Source organism: Mycobacterium sp. (assembly GCF_040509115.1).
GTDB lineage: Bacteria > Actinomycetota > Actinomycetes > Mycobacteriales > Mycobacteriaceae > Mycobacterium.
In genome coordinates this window covers 1-22034 of the sequence record NZ_JBEVLO010000016.1, presented here as the reverse complement: position 1 = coordinate 22034, position 22034 = coordinate 1, and the positions used below count along the sequence as shown (strand labels likewise).

The window sequence follows — 22034 nt, the reverse complement described above, 5'->3', positions numbered from 1 at the left end:
CTTCCGATCGGGACGCCGGGTACGCGTCGACCGACACCCACCACAACGGTGAGGCACACGATCGCCACAGCGCTCGCGGGGCGCTGGTGCCGTCACTCCATCGAGCTGCCTGCCGTTCTCGCCGCGGCCAGGAACGCCTGCACCGTCGGACCCGTCTCGTCGGAGTGGTAGGCCACCCCGATGCTCAACTGCGGCCGCGGACCGCGGATCGGCCGGTAGGTGACACCGGCGCGGTCGAGTCGCTGAGTTCGCGACGCGATGAATCCGACCCCGACCCTGGCGGCCACCAACGCGATGATCGACTGTGCCGGGTGGGCCTCCATCGCGATCTTCAAGCTGAAGCCGGCCTCGAGGCAGAGCCGAAGCACCGTGTCGTACAGCTGCGGCGCGATCTGTCGCGGAAAGATGACCGCCTGTTCACCCTCGAGATCGCGAAGTTCGAGCGACTCGTGCACCGTCAGCGGGTGGTCCACCGGCAGCGCGATGTGGAACGGTGCCCGGCCGATCTCCTCGGTGGCAACGCTGGGGTCGTCCAGTGGCGGATGCACCAGGCCGACGTCGAGGTCACCCCGTCGGAGCGCATGCTCCTGCTCGGCGGTCGTCATTTCACGCACCACCAGGCCGACGTTCGGCAGCTGTTCGCGGAACAGGGCGGCGATCTCCGGGTAGACGACGTAGAGGGCCGGCGCCGTCACGCCGAGCCTGAGCTGACCGATCTCGCCGCGGTCGGTGCGTAAGGCCTGAGCGGTGGCGTGCTCCATCTGCCGGAGCATCGTGCGGGCCTCGGCGAGGAACGCGTCACCGGCGCGGGTCAGCGACACCGTGCGCTTGTTGCGGTGGGCCAAGCGGACGGTCAACTCCTGCTCGAGGCGGCGGATCTGCTGGCTCATCGCGGGCTGACTGATGTGGCAGCGCTCAGCGGCACGACCGAAGTGCAGTTCATCGGCCAGCGCGACGAAGCACTCCAGTCCGAAGCGGTCCATCCGTCCAGGCAACAGTAAGAATCAAATCAAATCAATAGATGCAAACAAAGAGTTGGACGCAATTGGTCGCCGCTCCTAGCGTTGTCCACACCACATCAAGAACGGAGTGTCGTGCCCATCACCTCCCCGCCCGTGTCCGACGGCTCGACGATCCGGGTCACCGCGATCGAGACGACGGTCGTCAACGCCGAACTGCGCAACTGGATCCTGGTGAAGGTCCGCACCGACCAGGACGGCCTGTACGGCTGGGGCGAAGCCAGCCTGAACTGGAAGACGCGAGCGGTGATCGGCGCCATCGAAGACCTCAGTGAACTGGTCATCGGGCGGGATCCACGCGACATCGAGCAGATCGTCAGGGTGCTGAACAAGCACAGTTACTACCGTCTCGGCATCATCGGCGCGACCGCCATCAGCGGCATCGAACACGCGCTGTGGGACATCTTCGGCAAGTCGGTGGGCCAACCCGTGTGGCGGCTGCTCGGCGGGCAGGTCCGCGACTCCGTACACGTCTACACCCATCTCGGACTCGGCGACATGCGCTCGGTGTACGACACCTCGGACTCCGGCGTGCTACGGGAGAAGGCGGCTGCTGTCATCGAGAATGGTTACGACGCAATGAAAGTGGTGCTGATTCCCTATGGCGGTCACCTGACCGTCGCGGCGGAGCGCAGACACGTCGACAAGATGATGGCGACACTGCGGGACACCGTCGGCCCCGACGTCGACATCATGGTGGACTTCCACGGCAGACCCGCGTCGGTCGCGGCCGCCCTGCAGTACATCGAGGTGCTCGCCCCGTACCAACCGCTGTTCTGCGAGGAACCCGTGCAGCCCGGTGACACCGAGGCGCTGCGACAGGTCGCCCAGCGTTCGGCGACACCGATCGCCGCGGGTGAACGGCTGATCGGCCTGCGCGAATTCCTTCCGGTGCTGTCCGGCAAGGCCGTACACATCGCCCAGCCGGACCTCAACCACACCGGTGGGCTGCTGGAGGGCAAGCGGATCGCGGCGCTCGCCGACGTCGAGATGGTCGGCGTCGCACCCCACAATCCGAACGGGCCGATCGCCGGCGCCGCCGCGCTGCACTTCGCCGTCAGCACGCCCAACTTCGTCATCCAGGAGGAAATGAGCGGCGCGGTGAGCTGGTACGACGACGTCGTCAGCACCCCCATGACGCGGATCGGCAGCCACTGGCAGGTACCGACGGCACCCGGCTTGGGTGTCGAAGTCGACGAGGCCGAGGCCGCCAAACATCCCTACGCACCGGAGGTTTCGCACAGCAGCTCCGCCGTGCTCTCCGACGGAACGGTGGTGGACTGGTGACGCGGATGCGGACCTTCGAGCACCCCGCGGGCGTCCACAACGCGACCCCGCCACGCATCGTCTTCGGCCCAGGCACCGCCGCGCGCCTTGGCGACGAGATAGACCGGTTGGGAGCGCGCCGCGCGCTGATCGTGACCACGCCCGGCCGGGCAGGCATGGGCGACGGGTTCGCCTCAACGATCGGCGATCGCTGCGCCGGACTGCTGCCGGAAGCGGTGAGCCAGGTGCCCGTCGAGGTGGTCCAGCGCGGCGTGCAAAAGGCCGCGGGCCGGGGTGCCGACTGCCTGATCGCGATCGGCGGCGGGGCCGCGACCGGACTGTGCAAGGGCATCGCGCTGGAGACCGGGATGCCGATCATCGCGGTGCCCACCACCTACAGCGGGTCGGAGATGACCGGCTACTGCGGAATGACGGCCGACGGCGTCAAGCGCATGCGCGAGAGTCGCCGGATGCTCGCCTCCACCGTCATCTACGACGCCGAACTCTCGATCTCGCTGCCGCCCGCGACGAGCGCCTCCAGCGCGATGAACGCGCTCGCGCATAGCGTCGACGCCGTCTACCTGCCCAGCCTCAGCCCGCTGCTGGTGCCCGCGGCGGTGGAGGGTGCCCGCGTCGTCACCGAAGCCCTGCCGATCCTGCTCGCCAACCCGGGTGACCTGGCCGCGCGCAACGAGATGCTCTACGGCGCTTACCTTTGCGGGGCGGCCCTCACCGGCGGCTTCGCCATCCAGCACGCCATTGCCCACATGCTCGGCGGCAGTTACGGCGTGGAGCATGGCACCGCCCACGCCGTCGTCCTGCCCTATGTCACCGAGCACCTGCTCCGCCACGCCGCCGGCCCGCTGGGCCGGATTGCGCGCGCCGTCGGTACCGACGACCTGGCCGGACACATCTGGGACCTCGTCCACGACGCGGGCTTGCCGACCCGCCTCGCCGACGTCGGGTTCGGGCCGCAGGACGAAGACCGCGCCGTCGTGATCGCCACCACCGCCGATGGACCCGCCGCCGGACCGGACGTCCACGATGCCAGCCGGGCGGGCAACCCCGCACCCGTCACCGAGGACGCGGTGCGCGCCATCCTGTCGGCCGCCGCGGCCGGAGAACGTCCCGGCGGCACGCCATGAAGATCTGGCTGATCGGCGAGGCCGCCGAACACGAGGCCGACCTGTGTCCGCACCTGCGTGCGCCGTACGACGTCGTGGGGTTGCCCTGGGAAGCGGCTACCACCAACGCCTTCGACGATCGGATCGGTGCCGGGGACGTCGTTGTCTCACTACGCTTCTCGCGGCAGGGCGGCACCGCGCCGCCCTTTCGGCTGCTGCACGTGCCCGGTGCCGGCCTCGACCAGATCGACCTCTCGGTGCTACCACCGAACACCTTGGTGGCCAACGTCTTCGAGCACGAGACGCCGATCGCAGAGTTCGTCCTTGCGCGGCTGCTGGAGTGGGAGATCCGCGCCTCGGCGCTGCAGTACTCGTTCACTCCGCAGACCTGGGCCCGGCAGTACCGCAACCGCGTGCCGCACGGGGAGATCGCGGGCAAGACGATGGGGGTGGTCGGATACGGCCGCATCGGTCGAGCCATCGCGACCCGCGCCGCCGCATTCGGTGTGGACGTCATCGCCGTCGACGACCACGCCACCGCGGATGCCGCCGCGGAGGTGCTGCCCACCGGCGACCTCGACAAGGTGCTTGCGGTGGCCGACTACCTGGTGCTGGCATGTCCGCTGACGTCGGCGACCACGGGGCTGATCGACGCCACCGCTCTGGCGATGATGCAGTCGCACTCCGTGCTCGTCAACATCTCCCGGGCACCCATCGTCGACGAGTCAGCGCTGTATGACGCCCTGCAGGACAACGAAATCGGCGGCGCGATCCTGGACGTCTGGTACCGCTACCCCACACCGGACGACGCCAACCCCGTGCCGTCCGCACGCCCGCTGTGGGAGCTGCCCAACGCCTGGTGCACACCGCACTCCAGTGCGTGGACCACCGAACTACCCCGTCGCCGCTATGCGGCCATCGCCGACAACGTCAACCGTCTGGCGGCCGGCGAGCCATTGCGAAACGTCGTCCACACCGGCTCAAGGAGGAGCGCATCATGACCACTTCCACCACCCCCGACCAGATCTGGTTGGAGTCCAAACGAAGGCTCATCCCCGGCACGGTCATCGGCAGCGTCATCGAGTGGTACGACATCGCCGTGTACGGGCAGGCCGCAGCGCTGGTGTTCGGCACCCTGTTCTTTCCCAAGTTCTCCGAAAGCGCAGGCATTGCCGCAGCTTTCGCGACCTTCGGTGTCGGCTACTTCGCCCGGCCGGTGGGTGCGATGATCTTCGGGCACCTGGGTGACCGGTACGGGCGGCGATTCTCGCTGGTGTGCACGCTGCTGCTGATGGGCGTCGCGACCGTGATCATCGGGTTGCTGCCGACGTACGCGTCGATCGGCGTTCTCGCACCGGTGCTTCTGGTGGTGTGCCGCCTGCTGCAGGGACTCGGCGTCGGCGCGGAGTACGTGGGCGCGGTGACGATGGTGGCCGAGTTCGCACCCGTGAAGCGGCGCGGCTACTTCGCCTCGCTGCCCGCGTCAGGGGTGTTCATCGGCATCGGGCTCGCGGCGGCGATGAGCGCCGCCGTGGCCATGCTTCCGCAGGAGCAGCTGATGAGCTGGGGTTGGCGGATTCCGTTCCTGTTCAGCATCGTCGTCGTGGCGATCGGCCTGCTGATCAGGCTGCGGGTACCCGAATCGCCGGTGTTCACCGAACTGAAGGAGGCGCGCGCCCGCACCAAGCTGCCCGCGCTGGCGATGGTCAGGGCGATGCCGCGACGACTTCTGCTCGTCATGGTCGCCAACGGTGTGCTGGCCTTCAACATCTATGTGGTACAGACGTATTCGCTGAGCTACATCGCGGGCAAGGGCGTCCCCAAGAGTACGGCGCTGATCGCGGTGCTGATCGGCTGTGCTGTCGGGGCCTTGGCCATTCCGTTCATCGGGAAACTGTCCGACCGCACCGGTCGCAAACCCGTCTACATCGCCGTCAGCGCGTTTTGTGCGGTGATCGCCTTCCCCTTCTTCTGGATGCTGGACACCGGCAACGTCGCGCTCATCATCCTGGCCTTCGCGCTCGCGCTCGGTGGATGCCTCGCGATGTTCGGGTCACAGGCGGCGTACTACAGCGAATTGTTCCCTGCCGCATATCGATTCAGTGGCTTCGCGCTCGGCCGCGAGATTCCCGGCGCCCTACTGGCCGGGCCAGCACCGGTCATCTCGGTCGGCCTGGTGAGTCTGGCGGGAGGGTCGCCGGTCTTCCTGGCCACCGCGATGGTGGTGGTCGCACTGGCCGGACTGGTGGCGGTGCTCGCGCTGCCGGAGACCCGCGGGATCGACCTTGCGCCGATCGTCGACCCGGACCAGGCGTCATCACCCGAGGCTGAGGCCAAGCCCGTCACCCTGTCCTAGACCCCCCGGGTCGGGCGGGCTAGGTCGTGGTCGTGGTCGGCCGACGCCGACGCCGCAGTCCCGTCACGACCGTCCCCGCCGCGCCGACGAACAGCGTCGCCAGCCACCCCAGATGGGCGGCAATCAACAACCCGCGGTGCGCCGCGGCGGGACGGTCACCGCCGACCCGGTAGACGGTCAGGTCGTCGTCGGAGAAGGCCACGGGCAGGGCCAGGCGGGGCCCGGCGCCGCCCTCGGTGACCACCCAGCCCACCCCGGCTCGCGCCAGCTCGTCGACGCCTGCCCCGGACAGCACCAGTTGCTCCACCTGGCGTGCGCGGGTGCCCTCGCCGGGGATGGTCTTACCGCCGATCACCAGATCACCGGTCGCCCACACGTCGGCCGCCACCCAGCGCGGTAGCGGATCGAGGATGGGCGCGTACCCCGCCCACGCGAAGTTCCGCATGCTCATCTGAGGCAGCACCGCGACCGTTCGGGGATCGGCGTTGATCAGGGCCGCCGCCGTTGACCATCCCGGCGGGTACCGCACCGACTCGACCTTGCCGCCCACCCCCCACGCCAGGTCGGGCAGCACCGCAAGCAACGCGACGCAGCCCACCGCGGCCGCCGCGATCCGCGGCACCCTCGGCGCCAGCGCGGTGACCGCCGCCGCGGCCGCCACCACGTAGCCGGGCATCGCCAGTGCGACCCACTTCTGGCCGTCCCTGAGCACACCGAGACCGGGCAGGGTGCGCGCCGCGGCCTCCACCGTTGCCAGGCCGGGACCCGTCGCCATCAGCGCGGGCCCGACCACCGCGGCGACCGCCAGCAGCAGCAGCGGCCGCGCCTGCGGGCGCAGCCAAGCCGACCGCACCCCGAGGATGACGATCCCGAGCAGGACCACGGTGCCCACCACCGCGAAGGGCGTCGTCCGCGTGGCGGGTACGGCCGCGGCGTTCCAGATGCCGCCGAGACCGGTCAGGCTGAGCAGCGTGCCGAGGCCAGGCTCTGCCCTGGCAGCGAACTCGGGAACCCCGGCGTCACCCGCCACCGACAGCGACTCCGACACCGCCGACGCGACCAGCCACGGCAGCGCGGCGGCCACGGCGATCCCGAGGGTGCCCGCAGCGCACGCCCATCTCGCCCGACCCGACCCCGGCGCCGCGCAGCTCGCCAGTGCGACGGCCGTCGCGAGCATCAGGCCCGTCGGCGTCAGGCCGGCGACCGCGACCCAGAACGCCAGCGGCCACCAAGAGCCATCCCCGTCGCGCAGCCGCAGCACGGACAGCGCCACCCACGGCAGGCACCCGTAGCCCACCAGCAGACTCCAGTGGCCCTGCAGAAGTCGTTCCGCGACATAGGGATTCCACACCGCAAGGGTGACGGCGACGAACCGCCCCGGCAGCCCCGCAGCGGGTACCACGAACGCCGCCAGTTGACCGGCGCCCCAGCCCGCGAGCCAGAGCCCCGCGACGAGCAGCACCTTGACGACCACTCCGCCGTCGACCACGTGCGAGGCGACGGCGACCGCGAAGTCCTGCGGCAGCGCCCGCGGCGCGGCCTCGGACACCCCGAGCGCGGCGTCGGTCAGGTATGAGCGCGGCGTCGACACCGCATCGCGGAGGAGCAGATATCCCGGCGCCAGCAGCGGGGCCGTCACCGCCAAGGTCAGTGCCAGCGCGTACGCAGGCACTGCCACCCGGGAAGGTGCGATCAGCCTCGGTCCGGCGGGAGATCCGACGGTCGCTGAGTGGGTATCTTCTCGGTCGCGGCCTCAGCGGCGGGCATCGGCCCGGTATCGGTCGGACGTCTGCCGAAGAAGCCGTGACCCGTTTCGTCGAGTCCGGGGTCGATCAGCGCCGACTCCGCGCGCAGGGTGAACGATCCGAGGAGGACACCACCGACCAGAGCCACCAGCCCGATCGCGGTGAAGGTGATGGGGAGGATGCGACCCCACAGGGCGATCACGTCACCCTCGTCGCGGGCGGTGGCCACCTGCGTCTCGATGGTCTGATCGGTCGACGTGACGTTGTAGTCGGCGAACGTCACCTCGGGCTTGAGTGGATCACGGGCGTAGTAGTGGTAGCCGTGCTCCTGGCTCTTCACGATGGTGCCCGACACGGGATCGACCCAAAAGGTGCGCTCCGCCGCGTAGTAGCGGGTCATCGTGATCGTCTCGTTGTTCTCCTCGTCGGAGCCCCGCGGGCCGAACCACAGCTCGGCACGCGCGCTGACCTCGGCGTCGGCGTCGTCCTCGTAGAGCGAGGCGTACTTCACCGGATCGACCAACTTACCGCTGCCGTCGAACCCGACGTCCTGGGTGAAGCGGTACGTGGTCAACCCGTTGACGTCCTCTTCGCCGTCGTAGTTGGCGTCATACGCCTTCTGCGCGATCGGATCGAAGTACGGGTACGTCTTCTTCTCGGTGTCGAATGGGAAGCGGTAGGTCAGACCCTCGTGCGGTAGCGCGGCGATGGCAGGCGGGTTGTCGTCGTCGATGCTGCGCGGCTTCTGTACCGAGCCCGGGTAGGTGTCATCGGACACCGCCAGGGCGGTCTTGCGGTCCATCGTCACGGTGTCGACGAGGGCCAGCAGCAGACCGTTGTCCTGCTGTTGGTCGGTGCGCCGCACGGTGTCACCCACCTGCAGCGTGACGAGCTCGGCGTTCGACGGCGCCTCGACGCTGATCTGCTGCTGCAACTGGATGGGCACGTCTTCGTTGACCGTGAACCTCGGCTGGGACAGCGAGGCCGGGTCGAAGGCCGTTCCGGTGCCCTCGCTGACCAGGGTGGTATCGACGTCCAGCGGGACCTTGGCGATCTTGCCCTTGGTGTAGGTCGAAAGCAGCAGGGCCGCGATCAGTAGGGCGGCTCCGAGACCCATGAGCCCGCACGCCGCGATACGCAGCGCCACAGCGCGGTTCAAACCGTGCCTCCTTATCTCGGACGACTCCGCCCACGCCGCCACCTGCCCCTGAGGCAGCTGAGGCAAACCTGCTCGACCCTAACAGTCGCCGACCAGTGCCGGTGTCCGGCACTCGTCGCGGGCCCGGGGGCCATCGGGCACACTGGTCGCCGTGACTGGGAGCGACGCGGGGCCGGACGTTTCCGCACCGGTGTCCGGCACGCGCAGCTTCCTGCCCGCCGTCGAGGGTATGCGCGCCTGCGCGGCCATCGGCGTCGTGATCACCCACGTGGGCTTCCAGACTGGGCACACCACCTGGAGCACGGGTCGGGTGCTCGGGCGCTTCGACCTGGCGGTCGCGGTGTTCTTCGCCCTGTCGGGCTTCCTGCTGTGGCGTGGGCACGCCGCCGCGGCACGCGGGATGCGAGGGGTACCGGCGACCGGGCACTACCTACGGTCGCGGATCGTGCGCATCATGCCGGGCTACGTGGTGGCCGTGGTGGTGATCCTGTCCCTGCTTCCGGACTCCGACGCCGACTTCACGGTGTGGCTGGCCAACCTGACGCTGACGCAGATCTATGTGCCTCTGACGTTGACGAACGGGTTGACTCAGATGTGGAGCCTCTCGGTCGAGGTCAGTTTCTATCTGGCGCTGCCCGTGCTGGCGCTGCTGGCGCGGCGGCTGCCCGTGCGGGCCAGGATTCCCGCCATCGCGGGGGTGGCCTTGGCGAGCTTCGCGTGGGGGCTGATCCCGTTCAGCGTGCCGTTCGGCGTCAACCCGCTGACGTGGCCACCCGCGTTCTTCTCCTGGTTCGCCGCAGGCATGCTGATCGCCGAACTGACGGTGAGTCCGGTCGGGTGGGCCCACCGGCTGGCCCGACGGCGGGTCCTGATGGCCGTGATCGCGCTCGCCGCCTTCGGGTTGGCCGCCTCGCCGATGGCCGGGCCCGCGGGCCTGGCGCCGGGCACGTTGGGGCAGTTCCTCATCAAGGTGTCGATGGGAGCGATCGTCGCGGGTGCTTTGCTGGCGCCGTTGGTGCTCGGCCCCGGGGACGCGTCGCACCGGATTCTCGGCAGCAAGTCCATGGTCACGCTGGGGCGCTGGTCCTACGGTCTCTTCGTCTGGCACCTGGCCGCGCTTGCGATGGTGTTCCCGATGATCGGGGAGTTCCCGTTCAACGGTCACATGCCGATCGTGCTGACGCTGACGTTGGTAATCGGCTTCGCCATCGCGGCGGTCAGCTACGCGCTGGTCGAGTCGCCGTGCCGGAACGCGTTGCGGCGCTGGGAAAGGCGGCCCGCTCCTGGAAAGACGGTGACACCGCTGGACAGCTCTGTCACCGACCGTCCCGAGCCTGCCGTCGCGAGATGACCCCGCACCACGTCAGTAGCCGCCCGTGACGGAGAAGATCGCGCGGGGATTGTCGACCAACATCGTGGTGAGTTGCGCATCGGTGACGCCGCGCTGCTTGAGCGCGGGAATGACGTCGTCGTGGATGTGCAGATAGTGCCAGTTGGGTAGCGCGACGGGCAGCGCCTCCTCGGGCAACGCGTCGAAATAGCAAGAGGCGTCGTGGGACAACACCATCTTGTCGGCGTGCCCACGTTCGCACATGGTGGCCACCGTGTTAACCCGGTCCTCGAAACCCAGGAACGCGTCCACACCGAACCGGTCCATCCCGAGGTAGGAACCATTGGCGACCAGCTCCTCCAGATACGCGATGTCGGTGGTGTCTCCGCTATGGCCGATGACGACGCGCGTGGGGTCGACCTGGCGCGCCGAATGTGAAACCTCTGCGAAGAATCGGCCGGAAGATCGCAGTGGTTTCACGACGGGCGACGGGGCGGCAGCGGCACCACCGACGCGGCCAACGCGGCGACCGAGACCAACGCCAACAGCTGCACACCCCACGCGTGTCCGATGTAGCCGTCGACCGATCGCCACGGGTAACGGCTCAACGTCGCACCGGCCAGGATCAGCCCGGTCGCCACCAGCCCGAGCGTCACCCGGTCCGAAAGCCTCGGCCGCGTTCGCAACAGGTACCGAAGCCCGATGGCGACGCCCACCACGACGGCGCCTGCGAAGCCGGACACCAGATAGCCGAACGCCAGCGCCGCGATGCCCGCGGTGGAGGATCCCGGCTGCCACGGATCGACCGGATCGCCGCTGATTGCCCTGCGCCGCAACGGCAAGAACGCGAGCAACGCGAGGACCGGGAGCAGAGCCAGTCCACCGAACAGGCCGACGCGATAGGGCGTATTGAAGGAGAACTCGAGGGCAATGGTCCCCGACGCACCCGCAGGCACGATCCAGCCCTGCTGCCACCCATTGACGGTGATCGGCGTCAATGCGGTGCCATCCGAGGCGCGCGCCGTCCACCCTGGGTTGATGCTCTCGGGCACCACCAGCACCCGCTGGCGATCAGAGACGGGCACGTCGACGGCACGGCGATCGGCCTGCCACTGCGTCACGGATGCGGGAACCTCTGGCGCACTGGGCAATCGACTTGCCAACGGTCCTGCGAGCTGGATGCCGTCGGCGACGAACGCGGGTCCGGGGCTCAACACCAGTTCCTGTTCGCCGGCCGGTATCGAGATCGGCCCGTTCTGGCATGGAATCGCGGCGATGGGATCCCCGTCGAGGAGGGCGCCGACGGTGGTCGTGATCGAGGTCTGGACGAACTGCCCCGCGATGCCGATGATCGGACCGTCGCCGCAGCGCAGCGTGACGGGCCGGGCCCGGTTGCGCGCCGGGTCGGCTGCCGCGATCGGTGCGCCCCGCTGATCCAGAGCCGTGACCTCGGCCAGACCTGGCGGTTTGACCTGATCGAAACCCAGTGCGGTGCGGTCGATTACATCGCTCCAATCCAGCAGCGATAGTTTGACGGTGTCGGTGACGCGGGGGTGCAGCGGAATGGTCTGAGCACCGCCGTCGGCGTCCAAGGACCGAATCTGAGGCCCGTCGCCGAGATCGATGGCCACCAGCGTCGGATGGGCGGGCAGTTCGGCCGGACTCGGCGCGAGCCGCAACGCGGCCACCTCGGTCGGCTTCGGGAGCTTCACCACGAGGTTCGCGCCGCCGCGGTGCTGCACGATGTTCTGCGGCGCCGTCCACGACGTCCTTGGGTCGCCGTCGCTGGCCGCATACGCCGAGCCGAGCACGTCGATCAGGTCGGAATCGCCCATGGCACGGGCGGTCCCAGGCTGCGCGACGAGGTCGGCGAGGTTGGGCCCCTGTCTTGCCCTCACCCAGACCGTCGGCACCACGGTCGTTGCCTCCGGGACCGTGAGCGTCCGGCTCAGGTTCACCGGTTCCTCCGGCGACAACGCCATCGTCGCGGCGCATCTGACCGCGTCGGGCCCGTCCGCGCAACCGGGCCGACCGAGCAGCTCGGAGCCCAGATCCCATTGCGCAACAGCCGAACCTGGCGGCGGACCAGGTACGACGACGGTGTGGCGAAGATTCACCGGCTGCGCGAAGCCGGAGGCGTCGTACTGCGTGATCGCGAAGTCGGTGATGCCGAACTGCACACCGGGGGAACCGTCGTCGGTCGCGATGGCGGTGAAGCGCACCCACGGCGTCTCGCCCAGCGGCAGCGCGGTCGACACCGGCTTGCCCGCTTCGTCGAAGCGCACGGTCCGGGTCCCGTTCACGGTCGACACCTCGATGCGTCGCACCTGTGCGCCGACGGCCGTGGCACTCGGAGTAATCGTGATGCCCGCGTTCGCGATTGGACGGTCGAAGTCCACCTGCAGCCACTGGCCGATCGCGGGCTGCAGCGAGTTGGACACCCAACTGGTCGCCGGGTCCCCGTCGATCGCCGCCGCAGGACCCGTCGCCGGCGCCACGTACGGCAGCGCGGTCGAGTCGGCCGCCGAACTCGACACCGAGAGCCTGCCGCCGGGCCAGTCGCCGTCGACCGGGTCGGCGCCGCCCGCCGGGTAGTCCATCACGCGGTTGAAGGTGTTTCGCGAATCGCCGGGCGCGCGGACCGCAGACGAATGGTCGTCCACGCGGCCGTAGTCGGTCTCCCTGGTGACCGGGGTGTCGGTGACGGTGACGACGGGGGCGGGCAGCCCGGCTGCCGTGGCGTCGGCGGTCAGGAGCGTCGGCCCGATGGGGGGCTGGCCGAGCAGGCGTCGCCGCTCGTCGATGCGCAGCAATGCCTCTGGCCCGCCGTCCACCCGGGCCATCGCGTCCGCGTCGGTAAGATAGGGATCCATCGAACCGCCGACCCGGTAGATCTCCACCGCCGGGTATCTCGGGCGCAGTCCGCTGTCGGTGATGAAGCCTGCCAGCCTGCCGGGTCCGACGGGATCGCCGAACTGCGCCACCTTGACGAGCCCGCCCGAGTTGTCCAGGACGCGATGCACCAGCAGGGGGCGGGCTGAACGCGACGTCTCCGGATCGAGGTCGTTGCGGACCACCAGGAACGAGATGCCTTGCCGGGCAAGGGTATCAGCGAGACCGGCGGACGGTCGGCCCGCGGCGAACAGCCGCTGCACCGAATCGAGGGCACGGATGGTCTCAGGTGGGGTCAGCGGGATCGAATCGCGAACCCCCCACGGGCTGGCGCCCAGCACCTGCAACGGCTCGTCGTGACTGTTGCCCCACACCTGCGTGGCGAACGGTGCGCCCGGAACCACCAGCACCCGGCCGGGCTTGGACACTCCAGAGTCGGTTCGCTCCGTCCCTACGGACGGCTGGTTGTGCTCGTCGAGCCAGTCCGCGGCGTCATGCCAGTACTGCGGGATGGCGGTGAACCCGCCAGGGGGAGTCAGGCGCCCCGTCCAGGCCAGTGACGACGCCACCATCAGCGCGATGAGGACCACGATGCCGACGGCTACCCGCTTGTCACGCTCGGGGTGCGCGAACGCTGTCAGCCAGTCCGGCCGCGGCGCGCTGCCGGGCAGCGGGATGCGGCCAAGCAGGTGGGCGATCCCCAGCACCAACGGCAGCCGGATCAACGGTTCGAGCTTGTGCACGTTGCGCAGCGGAGTGCCGTCGGCGTCGAGGAAGGCCTGCACCTGGTGGGCAATGGGGGAGCCGAGGCCGCCCGAGTACCCGACGGCCAACAAGCCGAGACCGATCAGCAGGATGGCGATCAAACGACCACGCGCAGGCATGCTGCGCAGCGCCAGCCCGGACAGTCCCGCCGCGGCCACCAACGTCGTCGCCAGGACGGCGACCGGTCCCGTCACCAGCGACGCGCCTGCGGTCGCGTTGGGTGCGACGAACGGCGTCCAGCTGTAGGTGCCGCGCAGTACCTCGGTCAGCGACAGCCACTGAGTCGTGACGCCCGACGATTCGATGAAGTCGAGGAACGGGGGGCTGATGCGGCCAAGCATGACCAGCGCGACCACCCACCACGTCACGGCCAGCGCGGTGCACAGCGCCCACCACGCCGTGAACCGCCACCACAGTGCGGTGGGGCGATGGGCCGCCCACCAGATCAGCGCCGCAAGGCAGGCCGTCAGGGTCGCGACCGCGTTCACCGCGCCCATCAGTGCCACTGCCAGCGCCGACCTAGCCGCGAGCATCCGCACCGGCGCCGTGGTGATTCCCGCCCCTGCGGCCCCGCCCGCTCCTCGGAGCGCCAGGATCACCGGAAGCAGCACCCACGGTGCGAGCATCATCGGCAACGTCTCCGACGAGATCGCGCCCAGCGTCGTCAACACCCGCGGCGACAACGTGAAGGCGACGGCGGCGATCACCCGGGACGTCGGGCTTCCGACGCCCCGCCCGTCGTTCAAGGCCTCGGCAACCCTGATGACGCCCCAGAACCCGACTGCCAGCAATACCGCCCACCACAGGCGCTGCGTCACCCAGCCAGGCAGTCCGACGACGTCACCGGCGAGGAAGAACGCGCCGTGAGGGAAGAGGTAGCCGTATGCCTGGTTCTGCGCCTGACCGAACGGCAGCTCGCTGTTCCACAGATTCGCCGCACGCGCCAGGAAGCGCAGGGGGTTGGCGGTGAGGTCGAGCTTCGTGTCGGGAGCGGTCTCGCCGGGCGACTGCGCAAACGTCAGCGCGAGTGCCGTGGCACCGACCAGCCACAACCAGCGGCGGGACAAGGGTGCGCCAGGGCCGTCGGACGAAAGCGACGCGGCCTGCGAGCTACGTACGGTCGCCGTACTCGACCCTGTTGAGCACCGACTGTGACGGATCGCCCGCCTGCAGCGGTGGCTTGGAATCCTGTTGGACCATCAGCGTCACCCCGAAGATGGCGGCCGCGCCGAGCAATAGGCCGACGACGATGCTGGCCGCAGCGGGCAACACGAACCGATCCACGACGCCAAGGTAGCACCACGACGTGGGCGTCTCGGACACCCCGCCGGTTTGAGTCGATGCCAGTGTGAGGCGATGCCGGTATCCAGTCAATACAGAAAGACGACGGCGCCGCGACCGCCGCGGCAGGTGATCCACGGATCGGTGCCCTCACCCGAACAGGTGACCAGGAACTCGTTGCCAACGCACGCAACCCCTTCCGCGCACGGGATGGCGCCTGCGGCGACGACGGTCCGCGGTGACTTGCTGGGGTCGGCGGCGTCCCAGTACGCCTTCAGCACGTTGCTGACGAAGACGCACGTCGTCTCGGGAGTGCCGCGAACCCCGTGGCTGGCCCAACCGGTCTGGCCGGTGATCTGGAAGCCGCCCTCGCAGTTCTCGCCCGTGGGATCGTTACCCCGAAGCGGCGCGGGCTGAGGACGGTCACCGCCGGTCGGGGAGGGTTGCGGCGACGCGGACGCCGTCGACACGGGGACGCTGCTGGACGTCGTCGAGGCCGCAGTGGGGCCTGCCTGCCCGCCCTCCGTCTCACCGCGGACGACGACGATCACCACCGCGGCCACCAGGACGACGGCCGCCGCGATCGCGATCAGCACCCAGGTCTTGGCCGCCCCCCTCGTCGGCGGGCGGGCCGCCGCTCGGGGTGGCGGGGGTGGTGGTGGCGGGTAGGACGCGCCGGGGACGGGCATCGCCGCCATCGTCGGCGCGAAGTCGGGTTCGGACGCCTGACCGTAGACGGGATCGACGGGTGGCTCGTACCGGTAGTCGGGCTCCGGCTCCTCCGCGGACCACGCTGCCACGAAGACGGCGGGAAGCTCCGAACCCGTCCCCGGATTCATCAAGTGCTCGGTTGGCGAACTGGCCTTGGGATCGACCACCGCATGCGCCTGCGTCACGGCGGCAGCCCCGTCGCGGAGGGCGGCCGCGAAATCGAGACACGCGTCGAACCGCTGACGCGGATCGCCGGCCATGGCCCGCTGCAGCGCAGGATCGAAGGCGGCCAGATCCTGACGCGTCTCGCCGAGCGGCCGGACCGGACTGTCCGTCGTCGGCGAGATCCCGCTCAGCAGGTAGTACGCCGTCGCGGCGAGCCCGTACTGGTCGGCGCGGGCATCGTCGATACCGCGCGGAATACCGAAGTCCGTCAAGAGGACTCGGTGTGACGCAGACTCGGTGAGAAGGACATTCGCGGGCTTGACGTCACCGTGCGTCGCATTCCGGCCGTGTGCGTAGTCGAGAGCATCGGCGACGTTGGTGACGATGTCGACGACCTGGTCGGCGGGCAGGCCCTCCGGGTACCGGTCGCGCACCACGCTGGCCGCATCGCTGCCGTCGACGTAGTCCATCGTGACCCACAGCAAGCCCTGGTATTCGCCCCGGTCCTGCAGGCCGACGATGTGCGGGTGCCAGAGCGTCGCCGCGAGGTCGGCGTGGCTGTCGAAGCGCATCCGGAAGTGCTCGTCGGCGGACAGGTCGGCGGGCAGCACGCGAAGCGCGTCCTGGCGGAGCAGCCGCGGATGGGTGGCCAGATAGACCTCGCCGACCGCGCCCACCCCGAGCAACCGCACCACGGTGTAACCCGCGAAGACGTCGCCGACCGCCAGAGCCATAGTCGGGAGATTACCCAGCACGCCGATCCGCCTGCGGCGGCCTCGCCGGTACGATTCCGCCCATGCCGCTGGACCGTGACCCCCATGATCGCTCGAAGGGTGTCAGCCAACGAGCCACCATCGTGAAGATCGTGCTGTCCGTCGTCGCCATCGTGGCCGTCGCGGCGGCAAGCGTGTACTTCATCAGACACCGCCCTGCTTCAGCCGCACCCACTCCGCCCGACGGGCCGACCGCCGACGCGACGGCCAGCCCCACCGCACCGCCGGCCGCACCGGCGGCGTGCGGCGACGGCGAGGCGCTCCTGTCTCAGATGTCGCGCCGCGACCAGCTGGCACAACTGCTGATGGTGGGTGTCACGGGTGCCGACGACGCGCGCCAGGTGGTGACCGACGATCACGTCGGCGGCATCATGATCGGCAGCTGGACGGACCTCACGATGCTCGGCGACCCGCTCAAGGAAATCGCCGCGCAGGCCAGCCCGCTTCCGCTGGCGGTCAGCACGGACGAGGAGGGGGGCCGCGTCTCTCGGTTGAAGAGCATCATCGGCGTGCAGGACTCCGCGCGGGTGCTGGCGCAGACCACCTCGCCCGGCGAGGTCTACCAGATCGCGCTCAGGCGGGGTCAGGACATGCGCAACCTGGGCATCACGGTCGACTTCGCACCGGTCGCCGACGTCTCCGATCAGGATGACGACACCGTGATCGGCGACCGGTCGTTCAGCAACGATCCACAGAAGGTCATCGAGTACGCGGGGGCCTACGCGCGCGGCCTTCGCGACGCGGGGGTCACCCCGGTGTTCAAGCACTTCCCGGGTCACGGGCACGCCTCCGGCGATTCGCACCTTGGTGGCGTGGTGACCCCGCCGCTGTCGGAGTTGCAGACCGACGATCTGATTCCGTACCAACGGCTGCTCACCATGGTGCCCGAGGCGGCGGTCATGGTCGGCCACATGCAGGTCCCCGAGCTCACGGGCACCGACCCCGCCAGCCTGAGCCCGGCCGCCTACCAGCTGCTCAGGGCGGGCACACCGTACGGGGGCACGCCGTTCAACGGCGTCGTCTTCACCGACGACATCTCAAGCATGGGCGCCATCAACCAGAACTACACGGTGGCGCAGGCGGCGCTCAAGGCGTTGCAGTCGGGCGCCGACATTGCGCTGTGGATCACCACCGACGAGGTCCCCGGGGTGCTCGACGGGCTGGAAGCCGCGGTCGACGCGGGCACGCTGGACATGAAGAGCGTCGCGAGCTCGGTGCTGCGCATCGCCGCCATCAAGGGCAAACTGCCGGTCTGCGGCGGCTGATTGCCCCGTCATTGCTTACCCTGAGGTAGGCAAAGCGTGGAGGAGGTCGAGCACGTGGCAGGTGGGACCAAGCGGTTGCCGCGGGCCGTCCGTGAGCAGCAGATGCTCGATGCCGCGGTGCAGATGTTCTCGGTGAACGGCTATCACGAGACGTCGATGGACGCGATCGCCGCGCAGGCCGAGATCTCCAAGCCGATGCTGTACCTCTATTACGGGTCCAAGGAGGAGCTCTTCGGCGCCTGCCTCGATCGCGAGCTGGCCCGGTTCGTGGACTCGGTACGCGCCGACATCGACTTCACCCAGAGCCCAAGGGATCTGCTGCGCAACGCGGTGGTGGCCTTCCTCAGCTACATCGACACCAACCGGGCGTCGTGGATGGTGCTCTACACGCAGGCGACCAGTTCGCAGGCCTTCGCCCACACCGTCCGGGAGGGTCGCGAGCGCATCATCGACCTGGTCGGCAGGCTGCTGCAGTCGGGCACCCGAAACCCCGAGCCCGACACCGACTTCGACATGATGGCGGTCGCCCTGGTGGGCGCAGGCGAGGCGGTGGCCACCAGGGTCAGCACCGGCGACGCCGACGTGCACGAGGCCGCCGAGTTGATGATCAACCTGTTCTGGCGAGGGCTGAAGGGCAGGCCCGCCGACGCCCAGGTGGCCCCCGCCGCGACGGGATAGCGATCACCGCTCGTCGAGCAACACCTCGAGGATGCGCCGCAGCTCCGAACGGTCGTGCCGGTCGAGGCGATCCAGCATCCCGGTGAACTCGTTGGCAAGCGAGTCGAGCGCGGTGGCGAGTACGTCCCGTCCCAGAGCAGTGGTGGCGAGGCGGTGACGGCGGAGGTCGTGCTCGTCGATCTCGCGACGCACCAGGCCCTTGGCGACGAGGCTGCGAAGGTAGGCGGTGATGCTCGCCTTGGGGAGCATCAGCTTGGTGGCCAGCTCGGCCGGATACCGGCAGGTGTCCACTTCGTCGAGGACGAAGAACTCCTTTGTCTCCAGGTCGAGAGCGTCGAACTGCGCGGTCGCGGCGTTCATCACCTTGGTCAAGAGTCGCTGGTTGAGCTTCCAGAGTTGGGCGCCGTCGTCTGAGTGGCGCCTGACGTCGGGCATGTGCCTCCAAGGACTAGTACAGTTTCGAACTATCTACATTCTGAACTGAATGTCGAAATGAACAACTCACCAAACGAAACGATTCTAGGCGGAGCGACACCAGATGCCGACGCACCACTCGATCCCGCGAGGCCCCTTCCACCTGGCAGGCGATCTCCATCTGCCCGACGACTTCGACGACACCGCACTGCGGCCTGCCGTCGTCCTATCGACTCCTGGCAGCAGCGTGAAGGAGCAGATCGGCGCCAACTACGCCGCCCGGTTGGCGCGCCACGGACTCGTCGCGCTCACCTTTGACCCGAGCCATCAGGGCCAGAGCGGCGGGGAGCCACGCGACCTGGAGGACCCGTACCGACGCGGAGAGGACATCTCCTACGCCATCGACGCGCTGAGTGTGCTCCCCGGCGTCGACCCGAACCGGATCGGCCTGCTCGGGATCTGCGCGGGCGGCGGATATGCCGTCCACACGGCCCGCACCGAGCACCGGATCAAGGCGATCGGAACCGTCGTCGCCGTCAACGTCGGCGATTCCTTCCGGGGGCGGTACCGCGCGCCCGATGGGCTCGCGGCCTCCCTCGACGAGCTCGCGGCCCGACGGGCCGAGGACGTCGCAACCGGTGAGCTCACCCGGGTCAACTGGCTGCCCGATACCTTGAAAGAGGCCGAGACACTGGGCATCACCGACATCGACACCTTGCAGGCGATCACGTTCTATCGTGCGTCGCCCGCCTACAGCGAGCACTCGACCAACCGCAGGCTCACCAGAAGCGACGCACTGCTGGTGGGCTACGACGCCTACCATCTCGTCGACCCGTTGCTCAGCCAGCCGCTGCAGGTGATCGTTGCCGGTCGACGTGGCAACACCGGCCAGTACGAGTCGGGGATGAAGCTGTGGGAGATGGCCCCCAACCCGGTCGACCTCGTCGTGATCGAGGGCGCGGGTCACTACGAGATGTACGACGTGCCGGAGTACGTCGACCAGGCAGTCGCGCGACTGTTGGCGTTCTACGGTGAGCACCTGTGACGTGACGTAGCGTCCGACGACAGGTGATCCCTGCCGGCGGAAGAGGTGGACCCCATGGTCGAAGCGATGCAAGGTCAAAAGCGACCCGACCGTCTGATCCGGCGCAGCCTCGGCATGCTCCGATCGGTCCGAGGGCTGATCGTGGTCCTGATGGTGGTCGGGGTGATCGCCTCGGCGCTGCCCTATGTCTCGGCAGCGGCGTTCGGTCCGATGATGCAGGTGGTCGCCGACGCGGGCGCGAGCGGGAACCTCAGTGGGGTATGGGATTTGCGCGGCCCGCTGGTGGCGCGCGTCGACGGCCCACTCAGCGACGTGGCGGGGTCGGTACCGTTCGCGGTGCTCCTCACGGTGTGGGCGGTCTCGCTTCTGCTGGCACAGCTGATGTACCTGGTGAACGCGTGGATCGGGACCAAGGTGGAGCGGGTCCTCGTCACCGACATCCGGCAGCGCGTGCACGATCACCTTCAGACGCTGTCTCTGGACTTCTTCACCGCGTCCCAAAGTGGCGCCCTGATGCAGCGAGTGACCGTGGAATCGGCAGGCGTGCAAAGACTTCTGACGAGTTGCCTGCTGCCGCCGCTGATCGACTCCGTCGTGCTCGTCGTGGCCGTGGCCTACCTGGTGGCGCTGTCGTGGCAGATGACGGTGGCGGCGCTGATCCTCACGCCGATCGCCCTGGTGACGCTGAGATACGCGGGCGGGCACGTGCAGGCGGCGACGCGCCGGATGATGGACGCGGACCGTGCGATGGGCGGCGAGCTCGAGCAGACCGTGAGTGGCATCGCCGAGATCCAGTTGTTCAACGCGCAGTCCGTGCGCAGCAACCGATTTCACGAGGTATCCGACAACGCTGCGAAGAGCGAGGCGTCGGCCGTGATGTGGATGCAGGGCACGGCCAACGGATCTCAGGTGTTCATCGCCCTGAGCACCGTGGTGGTACTGCTGGTCGGCATCGGGTTCAGCACGACGTTCGGTCTGACGTTCGCCGGCCTGATGGTCTTCGCCGGGATGGTCCCGACGATGTTCGGTGCGGCGCAACGGGTGATGGGCGCCTACACCACCTATCAGTCGGTGTCGCCGAGCGCGGCGTCGACCTACGAGTTGCTCGACACCCGCCCGACCGTCGTCGAGGATGCCGACGCGATCGCGCTCGGCGAGGTGCAGGGCAACCTCGTCTTCGAGGACGTCGCCTTCGGCTACAACCCGGGCCAGATGGTGCTCGACGGCATCTCGTTCTCGATCAGAGAAGGGGAGACGGTGGCCCTCGTCGGCGGTATCGGGTCGGGAAAGTCGACGGTGTACAACCTGATGCTGCGCTTCCTGGATCCGCACCGGGGGCGGATCCTGCTCGACGGTCACCCCATCACCGACGTCACCATCGCATCGCTGCGCGAGCAGGTGTCCAAGCTCGCCCAGTTTCCCTTCTTCACCAAGGACACCATCCGCGAGAACATCCGGTTGGCGCGGCCGGGGGCCAGTGACGCCGAGGTCGAGCAGGCCTGCGAGAGCGCCAACGTCCACTCCGTGATCACCGACCCGAAGAGGTTGCACGGCGGCTACGACACCGTCGTCGACGTGCAGGTCCCGTCGGGCGGGCAGAAGAGGCTGATCGCGTTGGCGCGCTGCCTTCTTCGCAAGCCCGAAGTGCTGCTGCTCGACGAGCCGACCGAGAACCTCGATGCCGATCAGCGGGCGAGGCTGACTGGCGTGATCCGCGGTTACGCCAAGGACCGGACCTGCCTCGTGATCAGTCACGACATGGACTTCATTGCCGCAGTGGCCGATCGAATCCTGGTGATCGACGACGGCCGCATCGCGCAGTCGGGCGACCACCGCGCCTTGATCGCCGAGGGTGGCCTCTACAAACGGCTGTACGAGGCGCAGAACGCCTAGCCGTCGCCGCCTATGGCGCGGTGACCGTGCCCGTGAGGTGCGGGTAGCCCTTGGACAGGTGGCGCAGCGACAGGTCCCAGCCGTTGGGAATGCGATTCACGTACAGGCCGGCCCGTGCGGGCAGCAGCACCGGCTTGCCGAAGCGCACCGAGT

The 22034-nt window shown here is 68.8% G+C and carries 16 protein-coding genes and 2 pseudogenes; 9 read left to right on the top strand and 9 right to left on the bottom strand.

Annotated elements, in window-relative coordinates:
- Window positions 1–92: 92 nt before the first annotated feature.
- Complete coding sequence (locus tag ABW137_RS01480; RefSeq protein ID WP_526396144.1) at window positions 93–983, bottom strand: LysR substrate-binding domain-containing protein; 891 nt, start codon at window positions 981–983, stop codon at window positions 93–95.
- Between the two features lie 111 nt (window positions 984–1094).
- On the opposite strand from ABW137_RS01480, the gene ABW137_RS01475 reads away from it, so the two are divergent.
- Genes ABW137_RS01475 through ABW137_RS01460 form a run of 4 tightly spaced genes read left to right on the top strand, consistent with a single transcriptional unit; the run spans window position 1095 to window position 5765 of the window.
- Window positions 1095–2306, top strand: coding sequence for an enolase C-terminal domain-like protein (locus ABW137_RS01475; RefSeq protein ID WP_526396142.1), 1212 nt, complete (start codon window positions 1095–1097; stop codon window positions 2304–2306).
- Window positions 2307–2311: 5 nt separating this feature from the next.
- A complete protein-coding gene (locus ABW137_RS01470) occupies window positions 2312–3430 on the top strand; it encodes a maleylacetate reductase (RefSeq protein WP_526396166.1) in 1119 nt (372 codons plus the stop codon).
- Complete coding sequence (locus ABW137_RS01465; protein ID WP_526396140.1) at window positions 3427–4410, top strand: 2-hydroxyacid dehydrogenase; 984 nt, start codon at window positions 3427–3429, stop codon at window positions 4408–4410. Before ABW137_RS01470 ends, ABW137_RS01465 begins: the two co-directional genes overlap by 4 nt.
- The gene (locus tag ABW137_RS01460) at window positions 4407–5765 is read left to right on the top strand and encodes an MFS transporter (RefSeq protein WP_526396138.1); all 1359 of its coding nucleotides are present in this window, start codon (window positions 4407–4409) and stop codon (window positions 5763–5765) included. The genes ABW137_RS01465 and ABW137_RS01460 overlap by 4 nt, the downstream gene beginning before the upstream one ends.
- Before the next feature lie 19 nt (window positions 5766–5784).
- Here ABW137_RS01460 and ABW137_RS01455 read toward each other — a convergent pair whose 3' ends face one another.
- Window positions 5785–7437 (bottom strand): MmpA family trehalose lipid delivery protein, encoded by a 1653-nt coding sequence (locus ABW137_RS01455; RefSeq protein WP_526396164.1) that lies wholly within the window; start codon window positions 7435–7437, stop codon window positions 5785–5787.
- A gap of 20 nt (window positions 7438–7457) precedes the next feature.
- Window positions 7458–8669 (bottom strand): cell envelope lipid trafficking protein PgfA, encoded by a 1212-nt coding sequence (gene pgfA, locus ABW137_RS01450; protein ID WP_526396136.1) that lies wholly within the window; start codon window positions 8667–8669, stop codon window positions 7458–7460.
- 229 nt (window positions 8670–8898) lie between these two features.
- Here pgfA and ABW137_RS01445 point away from each other — a divergent pair, with 229 nt between their 5' ends.
- The gene (locus ABW137_RS01445; RefSeq protein WP_526396162.1) at window positions 8899–10020 is read left to right on the top strand and encodes an acyltransferase family protein; all 1122 of its coding nucleotides are present in this window, start codon (window positions 8899–8901) and stop codon (window positions 10018–10020) included.
- A gap of 12 nt (window positions 10021–10032) precedes the next feature.
- On the opposite strand, the pseudogene ABW137_RS01440 reads toward ABW137_RS01445, so the two are convergent.
- The 4 genes and pseudogenes from ABW137_RS01440 to ABW137_RS01425 form a co-directional block, all read right to left on the bottom strand.
- Window positions 10033–10455: pseudogene (locus ABW137_RS01440) on the bottom strand (phosphotriesterase family protein); the annotation flags it as partial.
- 20 nt (window positions 10456–10475) lie between these two features.
- On the bottom strand, window positions 10476–14723 hold the full coding sequence (locus tag ABW137_RS01435; protein WP_526396134.1) for an alpha-(1->3)-arabinofuranosyltransferase domain-containing protein: 4248 nt from the start codon (window positions 14721–14723) through the stop codon (window positions 10476–10478).
- A 43-nt stretch (window positions 14724–14766) separates the two neighbouring features.
- Window positions 14767–14940 carry a DUF2613 family protein gene (locus tag ABW137_RS01430; RefSeq protein ID WP_526396132.1) on the bottom strand — a complete coding sequence of 58 codons (174 nt, stop codon included), beginning with the start codon at window positions 14938–14940 and terminating at the stop codon, window positions 14767–14769.
- 86 nt (window positions 14941–15026) lie between these two features.
- Window positions 15027–16547, bottom strand: coding sequence for a serine/threonine-protein kinase (locus ABW137_RS01425; RefSeq protein WP_526396130.1), 1521 nt, complete (start codon window positions 16545–16547; stop codon window positions 15027–15029).
- A gap of 62 nt (window positions 16548–16609) precedes the next feature.
- Between ABW137_RS01425 and ABW137_RS01420 the strand changes: the two genes are divergently transcribed.
- Window positions 16610–17851 (top strand): glycoside hydrolase family 3 N-terminal domain-containing protein, encoded by a 1242-nt coding sequence (locus ABW137_RS01420; RefSeq protein ID WP_526396128.1) that lies wholly within the window; start codon window positions 16610–16612, stop codon window positions 17849–17851.
- Between the two features lie 54 nt (window positions 17852–17905).
- Window positions 17906–18529: a TetR/AcrR family transcriptional regulator gene (locus tag ABW137_RS01415; protein ID WP_526396126.1), complete on the top strand. Its 624-nt coding sequence runs from the start codon at window positions 17906–17908 to the stop codon at window positions 18527–18529.
- Between the two features lie 3 nt (window positions 18530–18532).
- On the opposite strand, the gene ABW137_RS01410 is transcribed toward ABW137_RS01415, so the two are convergent.
- Window positions 18533–18964 (bottom strand): MarR family winged helix-turn-helix transcriptional regulator, encoded by a 432-nt coding sequence (locus tag ABW137_RS01410; protein ID WP_526396124.1) that lies wholly within the window; start codon window positions 18962–18964, stop codon window positions 18533–18535.
- A 103-nt stretch (window positions 18965–19067) separates the two neighbouring features.
- Between ABW137_RS01410 and ABW137_RS01405 the strand changes: the two genes are divergently transcribed.
- Both ABW137_RS01405 and ABW137_RS01400 read left to right on the top strand, forming a co-directional pair.
- Window positions 19068–19988 carry an alpha/beta hydrolase gene (locus ABW137_RS01405; RefSeq protein WP_526396122.1) on the top strand — a complete coding sequence of 307 codons (921 nt, stop codon included), beginning with the start codon at window positions 19068–19070 and terminating at the stop codon, window positions 19986–19988.
- A gap of 54 nt (window positions 19989–20042) precedes the next feature.
- Window positions 20043–21881: an ABC transporter ATP-binding protein gene (locus ABW137_RS01400; protein WP_526396120.1), complete on the top strand. Its 1839-nt coding sequence runs from the start codon at window positions 20043–20045 to the stop codon at window positions 21879–21881.
- Window positions 21882–21891: 10 nt separating this feature from the next.
- Here ABW137_RS01400 and ABW137_RS01395 read toward each other — a convergent pair.
- Window positions 21892–22034 (bottom strand): annotated as a pseudogene (locus ABW137_RS01395) (dehydratase); the annotation flags it as partial.